18 protein-coding genes are annotated in these 20342 nt (G+C 35.9%); 17 read left to right on the top strand and 1 reads right to left on the bottom strand.

Annotation, left to right across the window (positions count from 1 at the left end; translation table 11 throughout):
- The 16 genes from AC4BB7_RS14600 to lepB all read left to right on the top strand — a co-directional run bounded on the left by AC4BB7_RS14600 (position 1) and on the right by lepB (position 16983).
- Positions 1–1110 (top strand): amidohydrolase/deacetylase family metallohydrolase, encoded by a 1110-nt coding sequence (locus tag AC4BB7_RS14600; protein ID WP_490483510.1) that lies wholly within the window; start codon positions 1–3, stop codon positions 1108–1110.
- Positions 1100–2194, top strand: coding sequence for a DgaE family pyridoxal phosphate-dependent ammonia lyase (locus tag AC4BB7_RS14595; RefSeq protein WP_490483509.1), 1095 nt, complete (start codon positions 1100–1102; stop codon positions 2192–2194). Before AC4BB7_RS14600 ends, AC4BB7_RS14595 begins: the two co-directional genes overlap by 11 nt.
- 28 nt (positions 2195–2222) lie before the next feature.
- A complete protein-coding gene (gene dagF, locus AC4BB7_RS14590; RefSeq protein ID WP_010770858.1) occupies positions 2223–2966 on the top strand; it encodes a 2-dehydro-3-deoxy-phosphogluconate aldolase in 744 nt (247 codons plus the stop codon).
- Positions 2967–3144: 178 nt separating this feature from the next.
- Complete coding sequence (locus AC4BB7_RS14585) at positions 3145–4155, top strand: sugar kinase (protein WP_490483508.1); 1011 nt, start codon at positions 3145–3147, stop codon at positions 4153–4155.
- Between the two features lie 192 nt (positions 4156–4347).
- Positions 4348–5358, top strand: a complete 1011-nt coding sequence (locus AC4BB7_RS14580; protein WP_086314194.1) for a DNA topoisomerase IV subunit B family protein — start codon at positions 4348–4350, stop codon at positions 5356–5358.
- 23 nt (positions 5359–5381) lie between these two features.
- Positions 5382–5840 (top strand): YaiI/YqxD family protein, encoded by a 459-nt coding sequence (locus tag AC4BB7_RS14575; RefSeq protein ID WP_490483507.1) that lies wholly within the window; start codon positions 5382–5384, stop codon positions 5838–5840.
- A 316-nt stretch (positions 5841–6156) separates the two neighbouring features.
- Entirely contained in the window at positions 6157–7233 is a 1077-nt protein-coding gene (locus AC4BB7_RS14570) for a D-alanine--D-alanine ligase (protein WP_086314192.1), read from the top strand.
- 128 nt (positions 7234–7361) lie between these two features.
- Entirely contained in the window at positions 7362–8729 is a 1368-nt protein-coding gene (locus AC4BB7_RS14565; protein ID WP_490483506.1) for a UDP-N-acetylmuramoyl-tripeptide--D-alanyl-D-alanine ligase, read from the top strand.
- A 333-nt stretch (positions 8730–9062) separates the two neighbouring features.
- Positions 9063–10601 (top strand): degradosome RNA helicase CshA, encoded by a 1539-nt coding sequence (gene cshA, locus AC4BB7_RS14560; protein ID WP_490483505.1) that lies wholly within the window; start codon positions 9063–9065, stop codon positions 10599–10601.
- A 322-nt stretch (positions 10602–10923) separates the two neighbouring features.
- The gene (gene acpS / locus AC4BB7_RS14555; RefSeq protein WP_086314189.1) at positions 10924–11277 is read left to right on the top strand and encodes a holo-ACP synthase; all 354 of its coding nucleotides are present in this window, start codon (positions 10924–10926) and stop codon (positions 11275–11277) included.
- A 136-nt stretch (positions 11278–11413) separates the two neighbouring features.
- A complete protein-coding gene (gene alr, locus AC4BB7_RS14550; protein WP_490483504.1) occupies positions 11414–12532 on the top strand; it encodes an alanine racemase in 1119 nt (372 codons plus the stop codon).
- Between the two features lie 15 nt (positions 12533–12547).
- On the top strand, positions 12548–12928 hold the full coding sequence (locus AC4BB7_RS14545; RefSeq protein WP_010763889.1) for a type II toxin-antitoxin system PemK/MazF family toxin: 381 nt from the start codon (positions 12548–12550) through the stop codon (positions 12926–12928).
- 409 nt (positions 12929–13337) lie between these two features.
- Positions 13338–14039: a hypothetical protein gene (locus AC4BB7_RS14540; RefSeq protein WP_490483503.1), complete on the top strand. Its 702-nt coding sequence runs from the start codon at positions 13338–13340 to the stop codon at positions 14037–14039.
- Between the two features lie 32 nt (positions 14040–14071).
- Positions 14072–15424, top strand: coding sequence for a coiled-coil domain-containing protein (locus AC4BB7_RS14535; protein WP_086314186.1), 1353 nt, complete (start codon positions 14072–14074; stop codon positions 15422–15424).
- Between the two features lie 32 nt (positions 15425–15456).
- Entirely contained in the window at positions 15457–15849 is a 393-nt protein-coding gene (locus AC4BB7_RS14530; protein ID WP_086314185.1) for a LysM peptidoglycan-binding domain-containing protein, read from the top strand.
- Between the two features lie 285 nt (positions 15850–16134).
- Positions 16135–16983, top strand: coding sequence for a signal peptidase I (lepB, locus tag AC4BB7_RS14525; protein WP_490483502.1), 849 nt, complete (start codon positions 16135–16137; stop codon positions 16981–16983).
- Positions 16984–17206: 223 nt separating this feature from the next.
- Here the strand turns inward: lepB and AC4BB7_RS14520 are convergent, their stop codons facing one another.
- Positions 17207–18688: an AcpB/EbpR/MafR family transcriptional regulator gene (locus tag AC4BB7_RS14520; RefSeq protein ID WP_490483501.1), complete on the bottom strand. Its 1482-nt coding sequence runs from the start codon at positions 18686–18688 to the stop codon at positions 17207–17209.
- Positions 18689–18870: 182 nt separating this feature from the next.
- Between AC4BB7_RS14520 and AC4BB7_RS14515 the strand changes: the two genes are divergently transcribed.
- Positions 18871–20214: an FAD-dependent oxidoreductase gene (locus AC4BB7_RS14515; RefSeq protein ID WP_490483500.1), complete on the top strand. Its 1344-nt coding sequence runs from the start codon at positions 18871–18873 to the stop codon at positions 20212–20214.
- Positions 20215–20342: the final 128 nt, after the last annotated feature.

Below are 20342 nucleotides of genomic sequence, written 5' to 3'. Positions count from 1 at the left end.
ATGAGTTACGACTTAATTATAAAAAATGGGAGAACAATTGAAGGTAAACCAATAGAAATAGCAATAAATGCTGGGAAAATCGCAAAAGTTGCGGATAAAATCGAAGCAGATGGGAAAGAATTGATCGAACTATCAGCTGATACCTATCTATCAGCTGGTTGGATCGATGATCATGTTCACTGTTTTGAAAAGATGACTTTGTATTATGATTTTCCAGATGAAATTGGTGTGAAAAAAGGCGTAACAACAGTAATCGATGCAGGTACAACAGGCGCTGAAAATATCCATGAATTTTATGACCTAGCCAAACAAGCAAAAACTAATGTCTATGCGTTAGTGAATATTTCGAAATGGGGCATTGTTGAGCAAGATGAACTGGCAGATCTTAGTAAGGTAAAAGAAGAGCTCGTTCATAAGGCGTTGACTGAATTGCCTGATTTTGTTGTAGGGATCAAAGCGCGTATGAGTAAAACAGTGATCGGTGACAATGGGATCACTCCTTTAGAGATGGCGAAGAAGATTCAAAAGGAAAACAATGACCTGCCGCTTATGGTGCATATTGGATCAGCTCCTCCAGAGCTAAACGAGATACTAGCTCATATGACAAAAGGGGATGTGTTGACCCATTGCTTTAATGGAAAACCCAATGGTATTTTAGATCAGTCAACAAATAAAGTTAAAGATTTTGCTTGGGCTGCCTATAATAAAGGTGTTGTATTTGATATTGGTCATGGGACGGATAGTTTTAATTTCCATGTTGCTGAAACAGCTTTAGCAGAAGGTATGAAAGCAACTTCGATCAGTACAGATATTTACATCCGTAATCGTGAAAAAGGTCCAGTTCATGATTTAGCCACTACGATGGAAAAATTACGTGTGGTTGGCTATGAGTGGCCTGAAATTATTGAAAAAGTGACCGCAGCACCTGCTGAAAACTTCCGTTTTGAGACAAAAGGTCATTTAAAAGAAGGTTATGACGGAGATATCACAATTTTTACGATTGAAGCAGGCCAAAAGACATTGACTGATTCAAACGGATTTACCAGAGAAGCAAAAGAATTGATCAAACCTGTAAAAACCATTATTGGAGGAACAGTTTATGACAATTAGTTATGAAAAATTCAATCTAAAAGAAGTCATCAATGCCTCAGGGAAAATGACGATCTTAGGCGTATCGAAAGTTTCAGAGAATGTCTTAGCCGCGCAAAAATTTGGTGGGGAACATTTCTTTGAGATGAGTGAGTTAAGCATTCAAACAGGCGCTTACCTAGCTAAATTATTGACTGTCGAAGATGCGCAAGTCGTTTCATCCGCATCTGCTGGCATCGCCCAAAGTGTGGCAGGCTTGATCGGTGAAGGTTCAGCTTATCACGCTTACCATCCATACACAGATAAAATCACCAAACGTGAAATCATCTTACCTAAAGGGCATAACGTCGATTACGGCACGCCTGTTGAAGTGATGGTCGAACAAGGTGGGGGACGAGTGGTGGAAGCAGGCTATGCCAATATGTGTTCACCTGAACACATTGAAATGATGATCACAGACCAAACAGCCGCGATTCTCTACATCAAGAGCCACCATACTGTTCAAAAAAGTATGTTAAGTGTGGAAGAAGCCGCAACCGTGGCCAAAGCGAACAACTTGCCGTTGATCGTTGATGCCGCAGCGGAAGAAGACTTATTCAAATACATCGAAGCAGGCGCAGATCTTGTGATCTACAGTGGAGCCAAAGCCATCGAAGGCCCAAGTGCCGGACTTGTGATCGGCAAAAAAGCCTATATCGAATGGATCCGCCTACAAGGAAAAGGCGTCGGCCGCGCAATGAAAATCGGTAAAGATAATATCTTAGGCTTTACTCAAGCAGTAGAAGATTATGTGAAAAACGGCAGTGAAGCAGGGGCTTCTATGCAAGCACGCTTAGCCCCATTTATTGAGGGACTAAATACTATCACAAATATCGAAGCCAAAGTCGTTCAAGATGGAGCTGGTAGAGATATTTACCGTGCCAGTATCAAAGTCAGTGGAGCGAAATCAGCCAAAGCAGTCATCCAAGAATTAAAAGCTGAAAGTCCCGCTATTTATACCCGAGAATACCAAGCTAACAACGGAATCATCGAATTCGATATCCGTTCTGTCAATGAAGAAGAAATGAATAAAATCGTGACTCGTTTAAGCGAAATCATGAATTAAAAAACTACTAAACAGGAGTGAATCAACCATGACATTAACACCAAACTATTTAGAAGACCGTATTTGCCTAAACGTTTTAGCCAACTCAGTAGAAAACGCAAAAGACTGTTACGAAGCTGCCGAAGGGCATATCGTTTTAGGTGTTTTATCTAAAAACTACCCAACCGATGAAGCCGCAATCGAAGACATGAAAAAATACGCCGCAGAAACTAATAACGCATTATCAGTCGGCTTAGGCGCAGGGGATCCAAACCAAAGCCAAATGGTGTCAAGAATCTCAAAAGAACTACAACCGCAACACGTCAACCAAGTCTTCACAGGCGTTGGGACATCTCGTGCTTTATTAGGTCAAAATGACACGATCGTTAATGGCTTAGTCTCACCAACAGGCAAAGTCGGCATCGTCAATATCGCCACAGGTCCCTTAAGTTCCCAAACACCAGCAGGTGAAGTAACGATCGAAACAGCGATTCGTTTATTACAAGATATGGGCGGCAGCTCCATCAAATTCTTCCCAATGAAAGGATTAGCACATATCGAAGAATACAAAGCAGTTGCAGAGGCCTGTGCAAAATATGATTTCTACCTAGAACCAACAGGGGGCATCGATTTAGAAAACTTTGAAGAAATCGTACAAATCGCAGTGGACGCAGGCGTGAAAAAGATCATTCCTCACGTATACAGCTCGATCATCGACTCAGAAACAGGCGATACAAGACCAGAAGATGTGAAAACATTACTAGGTATGATTAAAAATACGTTGAACAACTAAAAGCTGAATGAGCTCGTTCAGAGCTGACAGAAAAATAGGGAAAGTTGACTGTGGCGTATTATGTCACGGCCCACTTTCATCTTTTTCCCGAAGCACTAACTCATGAAGCTAGATAAACTAAAAGCTGAATGAGCTTGTTCAGGGCTGACAGAAAAATAGGAAATAGGCAGGGATCGAGATGAGAATTGCAGCGTTTGGTGAAATAATGATGCGTTTGACACCACCAGAATATCTGATGTTGGAACAAACTAAGGATTTACGTTTAGATTTTACAGGTACAGGAGTCAATATTTTAAGTAATCTCGCTCATTTTGGCTGTCAAACAAGCTTATTGACAAATCTTCCAGATAATCGTTTGGGCGAAGCAGCAAAAGCAAGTGTTCGTCAATTAGGTATTCAAGATCGTTGGATAGGTTCTTCTGGGGATCATATAGGCTCTTATTTTGCTGAAATGGGATTTGGACCAAGACCTACACAAGTTACTTATCAAAATCGTCGAAGTAGTTCTTTTGGTGTGAGTAATGCATCTAGTTATGAGTTTGATGCATTTTTAGAAGAAACAGACTTGGTTCATATTTGCGGGATTTCATTAAGTTTGACGGAAGAAACGCGCGATGCAGCTTTTACATTAGCAAAAAAGGCGAGTAATTCTGGAAAAAAAGTTTGTTTTGATTTTAATTTTCGTCCTAGTTTAAACACGGATCATGGTGTGGCATTTATGAAGGAACAATATGAAAAAATATTACCGTATTGTGATTTAGTTTTTGGCAGCCAACGTGATTTAACCGACTTATTAGGGATGAAATTGGATGAATCATTGGATTCTTCTAAACAATTTGAAGAGTTAGTTCAGCGATTTATGTTAGAGTACAAAATTACACACTTTGCAGGAACCGTTCGTCAAGGTAAAGGAGATAAACATTATTTAAGCGGTTTTTTATTTGATTCAAAAAACTATGTTCAAGCTGCGCCACGTGAGATTATTAATCTAGATCGAATCGGTGCGGGTGATGCATATGCTGCAGGTGTTTTACTTGGCGTAATTGAAGAGTGGTCATTATTGGAAATAGTAGAGTTTGCAACGGCTAACGGTGTTTTAGCTCATACGATTCAAGGGGATATACCACTAACGACGCGCAAACAAGTTAGACATATCATGGAGCAGCCAACAGTAGATTTGATCCGTTAAAGGAAAGAGTAGCATGAAATAGTGTAAATGCATTTATACTACTTTCGTTCTACTCTTTTTTTCATTATAATAAGTAGAAGTAGGGAATTTAGCGAAACCATTTACGTGACGAAGATAAATTGGTATGCTTAGGAAGTGTAGCTATTATTTTATTTATTATAAAGAAAAGTCTGTTTACAGGAGGAGATCGACATGACCGATGAAAATATTTGGAAAGCACTAGACGATGATGTTTTGAAAGATAGTATTCGAAAACGACCAGGTATGTACATTGGCGGGATTGGTCCGACGGGCTTGGAAAGCATGGTATTGCAAGTGCTTGATCATTTGTTGCAATTGGCAGTTGATCTAAAGCAGACAGAACTTTCAATCGAGCTTTCAGAGAAACAATTTATTTTTTCTTTTTTCAGTAAAAAAGGTTTATTTTTAGATAAAATGCCAGAAGAACAATATACGCCGCCTTATCTTTTTCTTTCGATCGTCAATGCTTTGTCAGAACAATTAGGTTTTGGTGTGGAAAAATCAGGAAAACGGACAATTCAAATCTATCAAAACGGACAATTAAATAAAAAGGCATTGATCCCTTCAGAAGATGAAGGACAAAGAATCGAGTTGGCATTTACACCCGATGAAACGTTATTCGGCAATAAAGCATTATCCTATTTTATTTTATTTAATCGTTGCCAAGAATTAGCGATGTTAAATAGTGGTCTGACGATTTTGCTGACTGATGGGAAAAAACAAAAAAATTATTTTCATTATGAGCAAGGGCTAGTTGATTATATTTTTCAAAAAGATGATAGCATCACGCGAAGCGGTCAGCCATTGATCATCAACACGATCAGTGAAGGTGTGACGATCCAAGCAGTCATCTCAAAAAACGGTTCGACTAGTATTAAGGACAGTTTTGTTAATGGTCATTTGCCTTCTGATGGAGGAACGCATCTTGATGGTTTTGTTCAAGGGACAGTAGATGCCATCAATCAGTTTTTAGAGGAAACGAATCGTTTGAAGTATTTAACAATAGATAATTTTTCTGAGCGCTTTGATGTTGTCCTATCAATCAGGGTAAAACGACCAAGATACACTGGCGCAGTCAAAAAGAAAATTAGAAATCCTGAGCTGTATAAAATTGTGAAAGAAGCTGTATTTACTGAAGTTTCTACTTTCCTCAAACGACATCCTGCTTGGTATTTGAATTAGTAGTCAGCTGAAAGGGAACGATTATGAAAATTTTTATTGATGGTGACGGTTCACCGGTAAAAGATGCGACAATTGAAGTTGCACTAGTTTATTCTCTTGAGGTTGTGATCGTAACAAGTATTGATCATTATTCTTTGAAAGAGTATCCTAAAAATGTTTCTTTTGTTTATGTTGATAAGGGAGCTGATGCAGCTGATTATAAGATTGTTCAACTAATCAAAAGTGATGATCTGTTAGTAACACAAGATTATGGGCTAGCTTCATTGGTTTTGCCTAAGGGCGCGTGTGTACTTCATCAGCTGGGGTATCAGTATACAGCGGCAACTATCGATGGCTTATTGGAGCAACGTTATTTTAGTGCAAAAGTTCGTAAAAGTGGTGGTCATACAAAGGGACCTAAAGCTTTCACCGCTGAAAATCGTGAAATATTTAAAGAAAAATTGATTGAAGTGCTAGAAGCAAAAAAAGAGAATGAACGCTGAAAATAAGGTAGACTTAACGGAATGCCTTATTTTTTATTCAAATTTAAGTAAATGAAAGGATTATTTTTATTAAAAAAAACATCTCAGCTAAAAAAATCCTCGATTTAATGATTTGTTTCTATTCGGACTAACGCTTTTATGCTAAAATATGAAGGAGCTATTTTGAGTTTCTTTGTTGAGAACAACAATTTAAAAATTATTGAGCTTTAAGAGTTAGCCATTCAAGGAAAGGATAAAACCATATTAGTCAATTTTTTGATGGCTTTATCAAGGGTACATAAGCTCTTTCAGCTTTAAAAATTAGGAGGAAAAGCATTTGAAGATTACTTTGCTATATGGTGGGAGAAGTGAAGAACATGATGTTTCGATATTGTCTGCCTATTCCGTTTTAAATGCGATCTATTATAATTACTATCAAGTTCAACTGGTTTTTATTAGCAAAGAAGGTCAATGGGTGAAAGGACCGCTCTTGTCAGAAAAGCCGGAAAGCAAAGAGGTTCTTAATCTGACTTGGTCTGATGATGGGGAAATAGATAAATGGGGCGAATTTACAGGTAAAGTGATTCGACCTTGTGATATTCAAGAAGAAGATACGATTGTTTTCCCTGTATTACATGGACCAAATGGTGAAGATGGAACAATCCAAGGCTTTTTAGAAACGATCGGAATGCCATATGTGGGAGCTGGCGTCTTAGCTAGTGCGAATGCAATGGATAAAATCATGACCAAATACTTGCTTCAAACAGCAGGCATCCCTCAAGTACCGTATGTTCCAGTTTTGAAAAACAATTGGAAAGAAAACCCAAAGAAAGTCTTTGAACAATGCGAAGGTTCATTGATTTATCCAGTATTTGTCAAACCGGCGAACATGGGTTCAAGTGTTGGGATCAGTAAAGCGGAAAATCGTGAAGAATTACAAAATGCTTTGGAAGAAGCGTATCGTTATGATTCTCGAGCAATCGTTGAACAAGGAATCGAAGCACGTGAGATCGAAGTGGCGGTTTTAGGAAATGAAGATGTGCGGACGACACAACCTGGTGAGATCGTAAAAGATGTTGAATTTTATGATTACAATTCAAAATATATCGACAATCAAATTACAATGCAGATTCCAGCTGAAGTCCCTGATGAAGTTCACCAAAAAGCACAAGAATATGCTAAAAAAGCCTATACATTATTAGACGGAAGTGGTCTTAGCCGTTGTGATTTCTTTTTAACAAGTAAGAATGAATTATTCTTGAATGAACTGAATACGATGCCAGGTTTCACCCAGTTCAGTATGTATCCATTACTATGGGAAAACATGGGCTTGAAGTATAGCGATTTGATTGAAGAACTGATTCAGTTAGGGCTAAATCGCTTTAAACAAAGACAAAGTTTTTTTGAAAGATAAATGATGAGAGGGAGGGGATAAAACGTTGGACGTTTTGTCTCAGCCCTTTTATAGTTATGCATATGAAATTGTGTGTATGAAGAGTGAAATCGAGATCGAATAGACAATTAGAAGGAGGAGGAAATACAATGAAATTAACTTTTTGGGAAGCTGCTCAAGCAACCAAAGCAACCAATAATTGGAAACAATGGCCCGATTTTGATTTAACTGGGCTTGAATTTGATAGTCGTTTGATTCAAAAAAACAATCTATTTGTGCCGCTAAAAGGTGAAAATGATGGACATTCGTTTATTCAAAGTGCGGTAGAAAATGGTGCAGGTGCGGCATTTTGGAGTTCAGTGGAGAAGGCTCCTGATGATCTGCCAGTTTTACAAGTTGTAGATACTTTAAGTGCTATGCAGGATTTAGCTGTATATTATTTGAAAAAAATGACACCAACTGTCATTGCGATTACAGGAAGCAATGGGAAAACAACTACAAAAGATATGACAGAAGCTGTGTTAGCCCAACAATTCAAGACATATAAAACACAAGGCAATTATAATAACGATATCGGTTTGCCCTATACTATTTTACATATGCCTGATGAAACAGAAAAACTAATTTTAGAAATGGGCATGGATCATGCAAATGAAATTGATTTTCTATCAAGATTAGCTCATCCTGATGTTGCTGCGATTACGATGATCGGTGAGGCGCATATTGAAAATCTTGGTTCAAGAGCAGGGATTGCTAAGGCAAAAATGGAAATTACGGCAGGGCTGATTGCTAACGGTTTGTTGATCATTCCAGCAGATGAACCTTTATTAATGCCGTTAATTAAAAAATTGCCGCAAACGGTCAACACATTTGGGTTAGAAAAAGCGGATTGCCAAGCCGAGATCATAGAAGTGCAAAAAGAATATACAACGTTCAAAATCAAGGGCTCAAGCACGTTATTCACTATTCCTGTTCCCGGAAAATATAATGTCGGTAATGCCTTGATCGCGATTACCATTGGTAAATGGTTTGAGGTGTCAGAAGAAAAAATCCAAGCTGGGTTAGCAGATTTTCAATTAACCAAAAATCGGACAGAATGGTTAAAAAGCAGTACTGGCATTGAGATTCTAAGTGATGTGTACAATGCAAATCCAACGGCGATGAACTTGGTACTGGATAGTTTTAGCCAGATGCCCACGCAAGGAAAACGAGTGGCTGTTTTAGGGGATATGCTTGAGTTGGGACCTGACTCTGCCAACATGCATGCTTCGGTTAATGAACACTTAAATTCAACAGAAATCGCAGAAGTTGTTCTCTATGGAACTGAAATGCATGCTTTGTATAAGATACTTACAAGTAAATATCAGGAAAAACAAATCCATTACTTTAAAAAAGAGGAAAAGGAAGCCTTGATCAAAACAGTAAAATCCATACTTGAACCAGAGGACATGGTTGTTTTAAAAGCAAGTAATGGGATGGGGTTAAATGAAGTAGTGACGAAACTTCTCGAAATTTAGCAAGCTTTCATAAAACTTGCTGAAAATGTAAAACTATGCTAAAATAACCTATTGCCGAAAGATCGAAGTAGATAAAACGAAAGTACCTATTGAAGATACTTTTCTATCATATAAAGATTAAAAAAGCTGAACGAACTCGTTTGGCTTTTCTAGTGCCTGTAGCTTCATAAGGTGGATTTTTCGGTAACACTAATCAGAAAATAAATGAAACCTATGTAGAAGGTTTATAGACGCCATCAACATTTTCGAAATTAGTGAAAGTCAAATCACCTGTAACACCATTTTTAGAAGAATTTAGTTCTTCTGCAACAAACATTATTAGGAGGATATCATTTGAAATTTAAAGAACTTGGCTTAGAACCAGATTTATTGGCAGCAATCGAACGCTCAGGATTTGAAGAAGCAACACCGATTCAGGAGGAAACAATCCCTCTAGCATTACAAGGAAAAGACGTTATTGGACAAGCTCAAACAGGAACTGGTAAAACAGCGGCTTTTGGTCTTCCAATGTTGCAAAAAATCGACACGTCAAACCGTGTATTACAAGGAATCGTGATTGCACCAACTCGTGAATTAGCAATCCAAACACAAGAAGAGTTATACCGTTTAGGTCGCGACAAAAAAATTCGTGTACAAGCAGTATACGGTGGAGCAGACATCGGTCGCCAAATTCGTGGACTTAAAGAAAATCCGCATATCGTTGTAGGAACACCTGGACGTTTATTAGACCACATCAATCGTCGCACTTTAAAACTAGATACGATCGAAACGTTAGTTTTAGATGAAGCAGATGAAATGTTGAACATGGGATTCTTAGAAGATATCGAAAAAATCATTTCTAAAATTCCATCAGTTCGTCAAACACTATTATTCTCAGCAACAATGCCGCCAGCAATCAAAAATATCGGCGTGAAATTCATGAAAGACCCAGAACACGTGAAAATCAAAGCGAAAGAAATGACTGCTGATTTGATCGATCAATACTATGTGCGTTCAAAAGATTTCGAGAAATTCGATATCATGACGCGTTTACTAGATGTTCAAACGCCAGAATTAACAATTGTTTTTGGTCGTACGAAACGTCGTGTAGATGAGTTAGCCCGTGGTTTAGAGGCTCGTGGTTATAAAGCTGAAGGAATTCATGGAGACTTGTCACAGCAAAAACGTATGAGCGTTTTACGTTCATTTAAAAATGGTAATTTAGATATTTTAGTTGCAACAGACGTTGCAGCCCGTGGTTTAGATATCTCTGGCGTAACACATGTCTACAACTATGATATCCCGCAAGATCCAGAAAGCTACGTTCACCGTATTGGTCGTACTGGCCGTGCTGGTAAAGGCGGAATGTCTGTGACTTTTGTTACACCAAACGAAATGGGCTATTTACATGTCATCGAAGAGCTAACTAAAAAACGTATGACACCACTACGTCCACCAAGTGAAAAAGAAGCGTTCAAAGGACAATTAGGTGCAGCAATCGAAACTGTTGAAGAAAAATTAGCAGAAAATGGTCTAGAAAATTACTTGCCTTCTGCTGAGAATCTTTTAGAAAAATATTCTGCTGAAGACTTAGCAGCATTGTTGTTAAAAACTATTTCTAAAGATCCATCAGATGCTGTTCCAGTTAAAATTACACCAGAACGTCCATTACCATCAACTAAAAAAGGCTTCAACAAAAACAATCGCGGCGGTGGCGGCGGAAACAGCCGTAATCGCAATAAAAACGGTGGCGGCGGCTATCGTGGCAATAAGAATAACAAAGGGGCTGGCAGCACTGGAAATGGCGGCTATAATAAGAGCAAAGATAATCGTTCAGCAAAACGTCATAACGATAAAAAACGCAGCTTTGTTATTAGAGATAACTCAAATTAATGAATCCATAATAGAGAGAAATAAGAATTTAGTTGTTTCTATCTCATCACTAATTGGATTTCGGGAGGGTGAGACAAGGCATAAAAGCTTTGTTTCATCCTCTTTTATTGAATCAAATCGCGTTAGTCTTTTCAAGTTATAGTAATATAATTAGGATTTAACTCAAAAAGTAGTACTATAATCACCTATTTATTGAGTTTTTTGCCGAAGCTAGACGAGCTGTTCTAGCTTTTTATTAATTTTTACATTATTATGTGGAAAAATTGCTAAAATTTGATAGAATAAGAGTAATTTATAAAATAAAAAAAGAGGGCTTGAAAGAATGATAAGAGGAATTGGTATAGACATGGTAGAACTTTCAAGAATCGAAAAAATTATCGGAAATAAATCTTCTTTTATACAACGAGTTCTTACTGACGATGAATATGCACTTTTTCAAAAATTACCACACAAACGACAAGTAGAATTTTTAGCGGGGCGTTTTGCGTGTAAAGAGGCTTTTTCTAAAGCATGGGGGACAGGGATCGGAAGTTTAGGCTTACGTGATGTTGAAATTTTAAAAGAAGATAATGGTGCTCCTAAGGTTACAAAATCACCTCATGAAGGAAATGTATTTGTGTCGATTTCACATACAGACACCTATGCAGTTGCTCAAATTATTCTGGAAACAGTTTAAAAGAGGAATTGTTTAACTACAAAATTTGAATAACGGTCGAGACCAAAGCTTTTGATTAGACATCACTTGATTTTTTCCAATTTGAAATAAATCACTTGAATAGTTTGATTCGACTGTAAAAGAAAGAAGGACACATATGGCTGTAGGATGGCATCGTCCCACAAAACTAGTAATCGATACACAGGCAATTAAAGAGAATGTTTGCAATGAAGTAAAGCGAATGCCGCAAGGGACGGAATTATTTGCGGTCGTTAAAGCAAACGGTTATGGACATGGAGCTGTTCAAACGGCTAAAGCGGCTATTGAAGGAGGCGCTACGGGATTTTGTGTAGCAATCTTAGATGAAGCCATAGAGCTACGGGAAGCCGGCATAACAGAGCCAATCCTCATTTTAAGTGTCGTGGATGTTTCTTACATAGAATTGCTGCTAAAGTACGATTTATCTGTTACAGTAGCAACTCAAGAATGGCTGGAACAAGCAATTGAACAACTGAACCATATAGGGACACAAATACCACTGAAAATACATATAAAAGTTGATACAGGTATGGGACGCATTGGATTTATTACGCCGAAAGAAGTAAAACATGCTGTGGAATTAATAGCATCAACGAAAATGCTTGCTTGGGAAGGATTGTTTACCCATTTTTCTACTGCTGATGAAAAAGACGTAAGTTACTTTGAAAAGCAGACGCAACGTTTTCAAGCAATACTATCAGTGCTTCTTGAGTTGCCGAGATATGTGCACGTAAGTAACAGTGCAACTGCTCTTTGGCATCCAGATAATGTAGGAAACATGATTCGTTTTGGTATAGCTATGTATGGGTTGAATCCATCTGGGCGAGTATTGCCGGAAGTTTATCCGTTAAAACCTGCATTGAGTTTGGTATCCAAGTTGATTCAAGTGAAAGAACTTTCCGTAGGTGAAGGCATTGGCTACGGTAACACTTACACGACAACTGAAAATGAATGGATCGGCACTGTACCGATTGGTTATGCCGATGGATGGTTACGCCGCTTACAAGGTTTTTCAGTACTAGTTAACGGCGAAAAATGTGAAATCGTTGGAAGAATCTGTATGGATCAGTGTATGATCCGACTGCCTAAGCAAACGGCAATCGGAACAAAAGTCACATTTATTGGAAACGATCACGGTGAAGAGATCACAATGCAGATGGTCGCAGATAAATTAGAGACGATTCATTATGAAGTAGCATGTACGTTTTCTGAACGTATGCCAAGGGAGTATAAATAGAATAGGAGGCTTCAAATGGTCAAAAGGGGTGACATATATTTTGCAGACTTATCCCCTGTTGTAGGATCAGAACAAGGGGGAGTACGTCCAGTACTAGTCATACAAAATAATTTAGGCAATCATTTTAGTCCAACCATCATCGTCGCTGCGATCACAGCAAAGATGGCTAAACCAAAACTGCCGACACATATAGGAATTAATTCAGAAGAAACAGGCATTGAACGCGATTCGGTCATTTTATTGGAACAGATCCGTACTATTGATAAAATACGTTTAAAAGAAAAAGTTTGCCACCTGGGGATAGAAATCATGGACTCTGTTGATCGTGCCTTGGGCGTTAGCGTTGGAATTTTGGAAGCAGAACTGGAAGAAGAAAATCTTGGTACATATCGTTAAAGTATCAGATATTTTAATGGAAAACATAAGACCTAACCTGTTTTTATTAACATTAGGACGACCGTTTGCAACAACATAATTCTAAATAGGATTACATTGTTCGTTACTTATACATTGTTATTTTTAATCGTTTAGTTGTTACTAGTAAAAATGCTGAAACCAAGTACGAGAAAGTATAAATTAATCACATATGAACCCTTTCCTTTTGTTTAAATAATAAAAAAATGCTAAATTTTATGAATAGCCTAGTTGTTTTATTGACTTTTGCCAGAGTTTATAAAAAAAAGTTGGCAATAACGTAACGTAATGTTACAATAAACTATGTATAATTGGGTGGAAAGTGGATAACTTTCAAAAAAGTAGATATATTTAGTGTTTTTTTATTAAGGGATAAAGGAGTTTATATTTAATGACAATTTTCATGTTCGTATTAGTAGTAATACTGTTTCTTTTTTTCAGTTATCAGTTATATGTTCGATTCCAACTGGAGAGTTTAGATTCTGATAGTCCAAAAATGAAACGCAAGATTAATTTTTATAAGTATCAAGAGAACAATCGATCACTATTGTTTTTGATGATTGCAGCAATTATTTTTTGCTTAATACTTTTTGGGATACTTTATAATCAAGATACTTTAAGAAAAGATAATAAAGATCTAGAATTGAAGATAGAAGAGATTAAGGATGCCAAAGGCGGAGCTTCTGGTGCAAAAATTGAGAGCTATAAAGAAAATGCATTAAAATTGACTGAATTCCCTTGGAAAAAAGTCGTAGAAAGCAGAGATGCTCAAGCACTAGATAACTATGAACTTCAATTTTTGAGAGATTGGCAGCCCTTTTTTGGAGAAGCAAATGTGTCAATCATGATCAGTCAGAAAACGGAAACATTGACTATCTCAGTTTTTCCAACAGCATTGACATTTAATGATTTCCAAACAGCTGAAAAAAATATTGAAACCTTTATTAAAGAGCTACAACCAGTAAAAGAAATCAAAATGATTGATTTTAACTTTACATATCGAGATAAAACAAACAAACTATCTAAAAAATCGGTTGTTTATACAAGAGAATCGACTGACAGTAACTTAGAAAAAGTAGTATTAGACAAATAGAGTAGAGAAATAAAAGATGGGGTGTAAAACACATGGCAAAGAGACGGTTAATTAAGAAAATTAACGAGGTTTCCGAAGAGGAATTAACACAAGATGTAGACTTTAATTCGGAAAGTGAACAACGACCTGCTCCTATAACAACAAATAATAGCAATTTATTAGCTGAACAAGAGCAAGAGATCACACGATTAAGAGAATTGATCGAAGAATATAGAATGCAAGAAGCTGAATTCGAACAAAACAAAGAAGAGAACTTCCGTTTATCTCAACAAAATAAACAATTAGTCCTTAAAGTTGAAAGCAATCAAGATGAACTTGAATTATTAAAAGAAAAGAATGATGAGTTAGCCACACAACTTAACCAAAAAGAAACAGAACTTTTTGAATTAGAAGATGCGACAGAATCTGCTGATTCTTCAGAAGAAATCAATCGTTTAAATGCACAAATTGCAGAATTGAAGAAAGAAAATATCAGTGGGCAAGAACAAATTGCTTATCTTGAGACAGCGCTTGTTGAAAAAGACAAAGCTTTGGAAACGCAAATTCTCGAAAAAGAGAAAGAAATACAACAATTACAAGCTGATTTAGCTGCCCGAGGAACAATCGGAGAAAAACAAGAAGCATTGGAGACGGTGAAGATGGAATTAGAATCATTGAATGAAAAACTTCAAACTACTGATAAAGAAAATCAAGAATTAACACAAAAACTTGCTGATCTTCAAGAGCAAATGCGCCGCCTACAACAAGAAAACCAAGACTTAAAAGACAAAGAAATTACTTTAGCAACAACTAGTGATGTTTCTGTCGATAACAGCCGCGTTGACGAGTTGAAAAAAGAATTAGAAACAGTACTAAAAGAAAAAAGTGAGTTAGAAACAAATCTAGGCCGTATCCAAGGGCTAAATGATAAATATTCTATTCAAAAGAATGTATTTGAATCTGAATTAGCTGGTTTGAGAAGTATCTACAAAGAAAAAGAAGAAGAACTAGAAAACTTAAATGCTGAACTTGAAACAATGCGCAGCATGTCTGCAACTGGCGAAGCTACAGGAAATCAATTAGCAGAGTTGTTACAAGCTAAACAACAAATCAACGACCTATTATTGAAAAATCAATCATTACAAGAAGAAGCATTGAAATCACAACAAGAAATCGGTGAAGTAATGGTTTCTGCTAAGAAAGAAGCAAATCGTATTATCAGTGAAGCGCAAGTTGAAGCAAAACATATGGTCAACTCAGCTGAACTTGAAATGCTAAATATTGGAAACCGTGCGAAAAATATTTCTAATGAAGTAGAAGAATCTAAGAACGAGGTAATGACGATTTATCGTGAGTTAGAAGAACGTTTGAGTAAATTGTCACGTTTAGATAAATCTGGAAACTAATTAATCATAGAACAAATGAAGGGAAGAACAATATGAAAAAACGAATCAATAAAACATACACTATACTGTTGATTTTTTCTGCAATATTGTTTAGTACTGCTATATACTTTATGTCTAGTTCTTTGGTCTTAGGAGCATCTGTAGGCGGATCGGTAGCAACACCAGAAACTGCAGGTGAAGCACCGATAGCAACACCTACTCCAACTCCTTCAACTCCAGAATCAGATCAACAGAAAGCAACAACAGAAAATACGATTACTGAAAAACAAGAAAAAGAGGTACCCAAAGAGGTCTACGTTGTAAAAAAAGGTCAGACTTTATGGGAAATCGCTCAAGATTCTGGGTTATCGATCCAAGCATTAATGAACAGAAATCAACTTAGCAATAGTGTGATTGTTGAAGGGCAAGAATTAGTGTTTGAGTGATCGTCTAACAGTATTACTTGAGGAATAAAAAAGTAGGGATTGAATTTTAGGTGGGTGGAGTAAAACTTTTAGAGTTTTGCCCCGCTCACTTTTTTGAATGTAAGAACATTATCACAGCAAAAGAATTAAGAGACGCTGAAACTAGTCGGTAACAAAGAGCAAGTTCATTAGTTGAGAAGTGAAGTCGTGCGGTACTTTTTACGACTAGCTAGTTTTATATGGAAAAATACACGGCAGTCTGTTATTCTTAATTAAGAGTATTAATCGGTATGATTGAGGTGTATCATGGATGAGATAAGAGAACGTTTTGAACGACTAAAACGCCAACTAAAAAGAAAATTCAACAAAAATAAAAAGCCAAAAAATAGAGCTAAAAATAGAAGCAGAAAACACCCAAATTCTGAACAAAGAAAGAAACAGCTTAAGTCTAGAGAGCGAAGCGAACTTGTAAAAGAAGCAGCAAGAGACAAGCAAAGACCCAAAGAAGGGGTAGACAGAAAAAACGCACCAACGAATAAAAAAAGAAAAAAGAAAAAAATAACTAAAGAAGAATTTGAGAGAAGAAAAAAGAAAAAAAGAAAAGAAAACATTATTGAAATCGTTAAATTCATGCTGCCAGTTGTATTATTTGCAGTCTTTGTGTTTTTCTTTATCTTAAATACCTCTCCTCATATGGTTGATGGGGATTCGATGAGTCCAACTTTATTAAACAAAGATCGGGTCATTGTTCGACGAACAAAAGAACCAAAAAGATACGAAATCATCACCTTTAAACCACCAGTCAAAAGTGATTTCCAATATGTAAAACGAATCATAGGCATGCCGGGAGACTTGGTTTGGACAGAAGGCAGTGACTTATTTATCAATCATCAAGCAGAATCATTACCAAAGGTGTCAGAACTATCTGCTGCGAATGAACTTCCTGATGGGACGATCAAAGTAAATGTGTCAGAGGATTGTTTAGATCAAATGTCACAATTGAAAAAAATTCCCAAAGGACATTATTTTGTACTGGGAGATAATCGAAATAATTCTAGTGATAGTAGAGCTTTTGGATTAGTTGACGGTCAGGCTATTGAGGGAGTCGTCTCCTTTAGATTTGCTCCGTTCGATAATATTGGATGGATAAAATAAAAAAACGATAAATTTATATCGTTTTTTTTATTTTTATGAATAAACAGAAAAAACATTATTTTTTGTGAAAATTATAAAAATAATAGTAAATCAAAAAAGGAAATATTTTGCCCGAATTTGTGATTATTCTCATTAAATTTAATAGTTGTCAAGAAAACGGAGAACATCAAGACGGTATTCTCTGCTATAATTTCAATTAGTAGTAGATGTAACAACAAATATTTTATCTTGTGTCAATCAACTGAATGATCAGTTTTTCAATTTCAGTCATATCGTAACTGTTACCAATATCTGAAAAGATATAGACTAATTCTTGTTTTTCAGATATGACCTCACTATAAATGTTAGAGAGTAAAATATCATAATGGCTTTCTTCCTTGAAAGCTTCTGCTTTGATTGGGTATTTGTGTCCTAAAACATTTGTTAAATGCTGAATAACTAATTCACCAATAAAAGGATTCAATGAATGATAGACGCCAATTGCGATTTTTTCTTCATTCAATTCAGCAATATGGTTTAAGATGATCGTATAGTGAATTTCAGTGAATTTATTTTTATAACTTCCTTTTTCACCATCTTGATCAAATTTCTTAGTTGCAATATCCATCAACTCAAAAACCTCATTGCCAGAAAATGGATGACGGTGAGCATTGACAATAGATTTTACGGTCCAGCTATCAAAAGCTAAGATAAAACCATCAAAATAATACAGTTGGGAATGAAGCTGGAACAAGAGGTTTTCAATATACAATAATCGGGCAGACGAAGCATAGCTCGATAAATATCCCTGTTGTTTCAGATATTTTAAGATAACTTTATTCATATAGTTTAAGTAAGAACTTTCCCTGCGTTGTTTTTCGGCCAATCTAAAAGCAAAAGAAGAGTTGGGAGAAAAATTATGCATGGAACAAAAAAAGTCGTAAAACATGTAAGCTTCATAAATAGTATATGGACGGTCGATTTTTTTCATATATGTATGTAAGGCCAAATTGATTTCTTCAAATAGCGGACGATCGGGATAATCATAGTTTGGGCTGATGACAGGATTGTATTCAGTGGTCAGTCGCCTGAAAGATATTTTCATCCACAATTTAATTTGCAACACTTCAGTTGGATCAAATACTAGATTAAGAGAGTCTTTCAAAATATCTACAAAACCAAGATATTGATTAGCTGTCTCTTTTTCCAAACTTGATTTATCTTCAAAAAGAAACCAAAAGAAGCTAAAGAAAAAATAGCGAATTTGTTTTTCTTCTCCGATGAGTTTGCCTCGTTTGATTTGCAGGCGGAATTCCTTTAAAAGGTCATTGAGTTCAGTGATTTTACGATAATAAGTTGCAGAACTGATTGCATAATTCAACTGAAAATAATCACATGTCAGTTCGCCTTTTGTAAATAACTGATTGACCATTTGAAATTTAATTGATTTTTCCAAAAAAAGGACAACAACTTTCTTTAATGGAAAAGTTGGTTGCTTTTTTAATGAAATATTTTCACCTTTTAATGTTATTTCTACGTATTCGTTTACCTGATTTTCTTCAAGAAAACTTTGTAAAAAAGACAAATATTCATTTAATGTTGGTAAGCTAATTTGAAATTCGTTGACTAGCTCATTTTTTGTCGCTTTGCCTTGATTGTTGTATAAAAATAATAGTATATCATTCATATAATCGAAGGGCTTTTCTAAAAAATCTCGTTTTAGCATAATAGACACCTCACTTTAAGGATACTTGATTCATAACAAAATGGCAATACGCAACTTATAAAAAGAAATTTACTGTTTATTATTATATAAAAAAAATGAAATTATATATATAATGGATTAGAGTGTAGTTCATATTTATCGAATAGAATGAAGTTTATTAGACTGGAAGGAGAAGAACCTTAGTGAAAGTAATCATCATAGGAGCCTCACATGGTGGGCTTCAGGCTGCGTTAACATTAAAGAAATTAAATCCTCAAACTGAGGTTATTCTAATTGAAAAAAGAAGTGAAATCAGTTATGTATCAAGTGGAATCATATTGAGAATGAATCAATTAGTCGATGAATTAGATAAAGTGAGGTATCTTACATCGGAAGAACTGAATAAAATGGGTGTAGATGTTTTACTTAATGCTACAGTTACTACCATAAATTCAGATAAAAAAACAATTATTTATGAGGATGCTAATAATAAAACAAAGGAAATAGGTTATGACAAATTAATACTTGCAACGGGATCAAATCAATTTTCAACGAATTTGACATTGCCAAGTAAAGATAAAGTAACTGTATTTAAAAGCTATCCAAGTTCTGTAGAGGCTTTAGAAAAATTAGAGCAGTCCCAATCTATCTCAATCGTTGGAGGTGGATACATTGGTGTAGAGCTTTGTGATGCTTTGAAAGACCAAGGAAAAGAAATTCATTTAATTGAAAGTGCTGACTCAGTTCTTTTTCGTTATTTAGATAAGGAAATATCCTTATTAATTGAACAAAAAATTCGAGATTCTGGAATAAATCTCCATTTGAATGAGAGTGTTATTGGATTTTCAGATATCGATGAAGACCTATTTATCACTAGAACAACGAATGAAGAAATTAGAAATGATTACGTGATCGTGGCAGTTAATGCTCGTCCAGATACCACATTAGTCAAAGATTTTTTAGATTTGAATGCAAACGGAACCGTTCGTGTTAATGATCATATGCAAACAAGTGATCCAAATATTTTTGCTTTAGGTGATGTTATTTCTTATCCTGTTCGTAATAGTTATCGCAAATCGTTCATTCCTTTAGTGAATAATGTCGTACGAAGTGCAACAGTTGCGGCAATGAATGTCTTAGGACATCCGATGAAATACAATATGACACAAAAAACAACTGCAACAAAAATTTTCAATAGTTATGTTGCCAGTACTGGTTTAACAGAAATTGAAGCTAAGTTTGAAGGAATAGAAGTTGAAAGTATCTTTTTAACATTACCATGTCAATTACCATACCTTGCATTACAAGAAGAAGTACATATCAAAATGGTCTTCGAGAAGGGATCACACAAATTAATTGGCGGCCAGTTGATGTCTGAAAAAGATATTACACAATCGATCAACACCTTATCATTAGCAATTGATAAAGAAACAACATTGGAAGAGTTAGTCACGATGGATTTTTACTTTAATCCAGGGATCAATCAACCGATGGGGATTATTAGCCGTGCAGCATATGAGTTTTTAATTGAAAAGTATAAAGTGTGATTATAGTATAACGAATGTTATTGCATTGTGGCTTAGACATAGGAATGAATGTAAAATAATAAATGAGCAAATAAAGTTTTTATTGATATTTCTTGAAACGGCAAGACAAAGATAGTTTGTTATTGCTT

This window comes from Enterococcus sp. AAFC-DPL-5182 (assembly GCF_058216605.1).
Note: the sequence above shows the minus strand (reverse complement) of the source record. Positions and strands in the feature narration are given on the sequence as shown.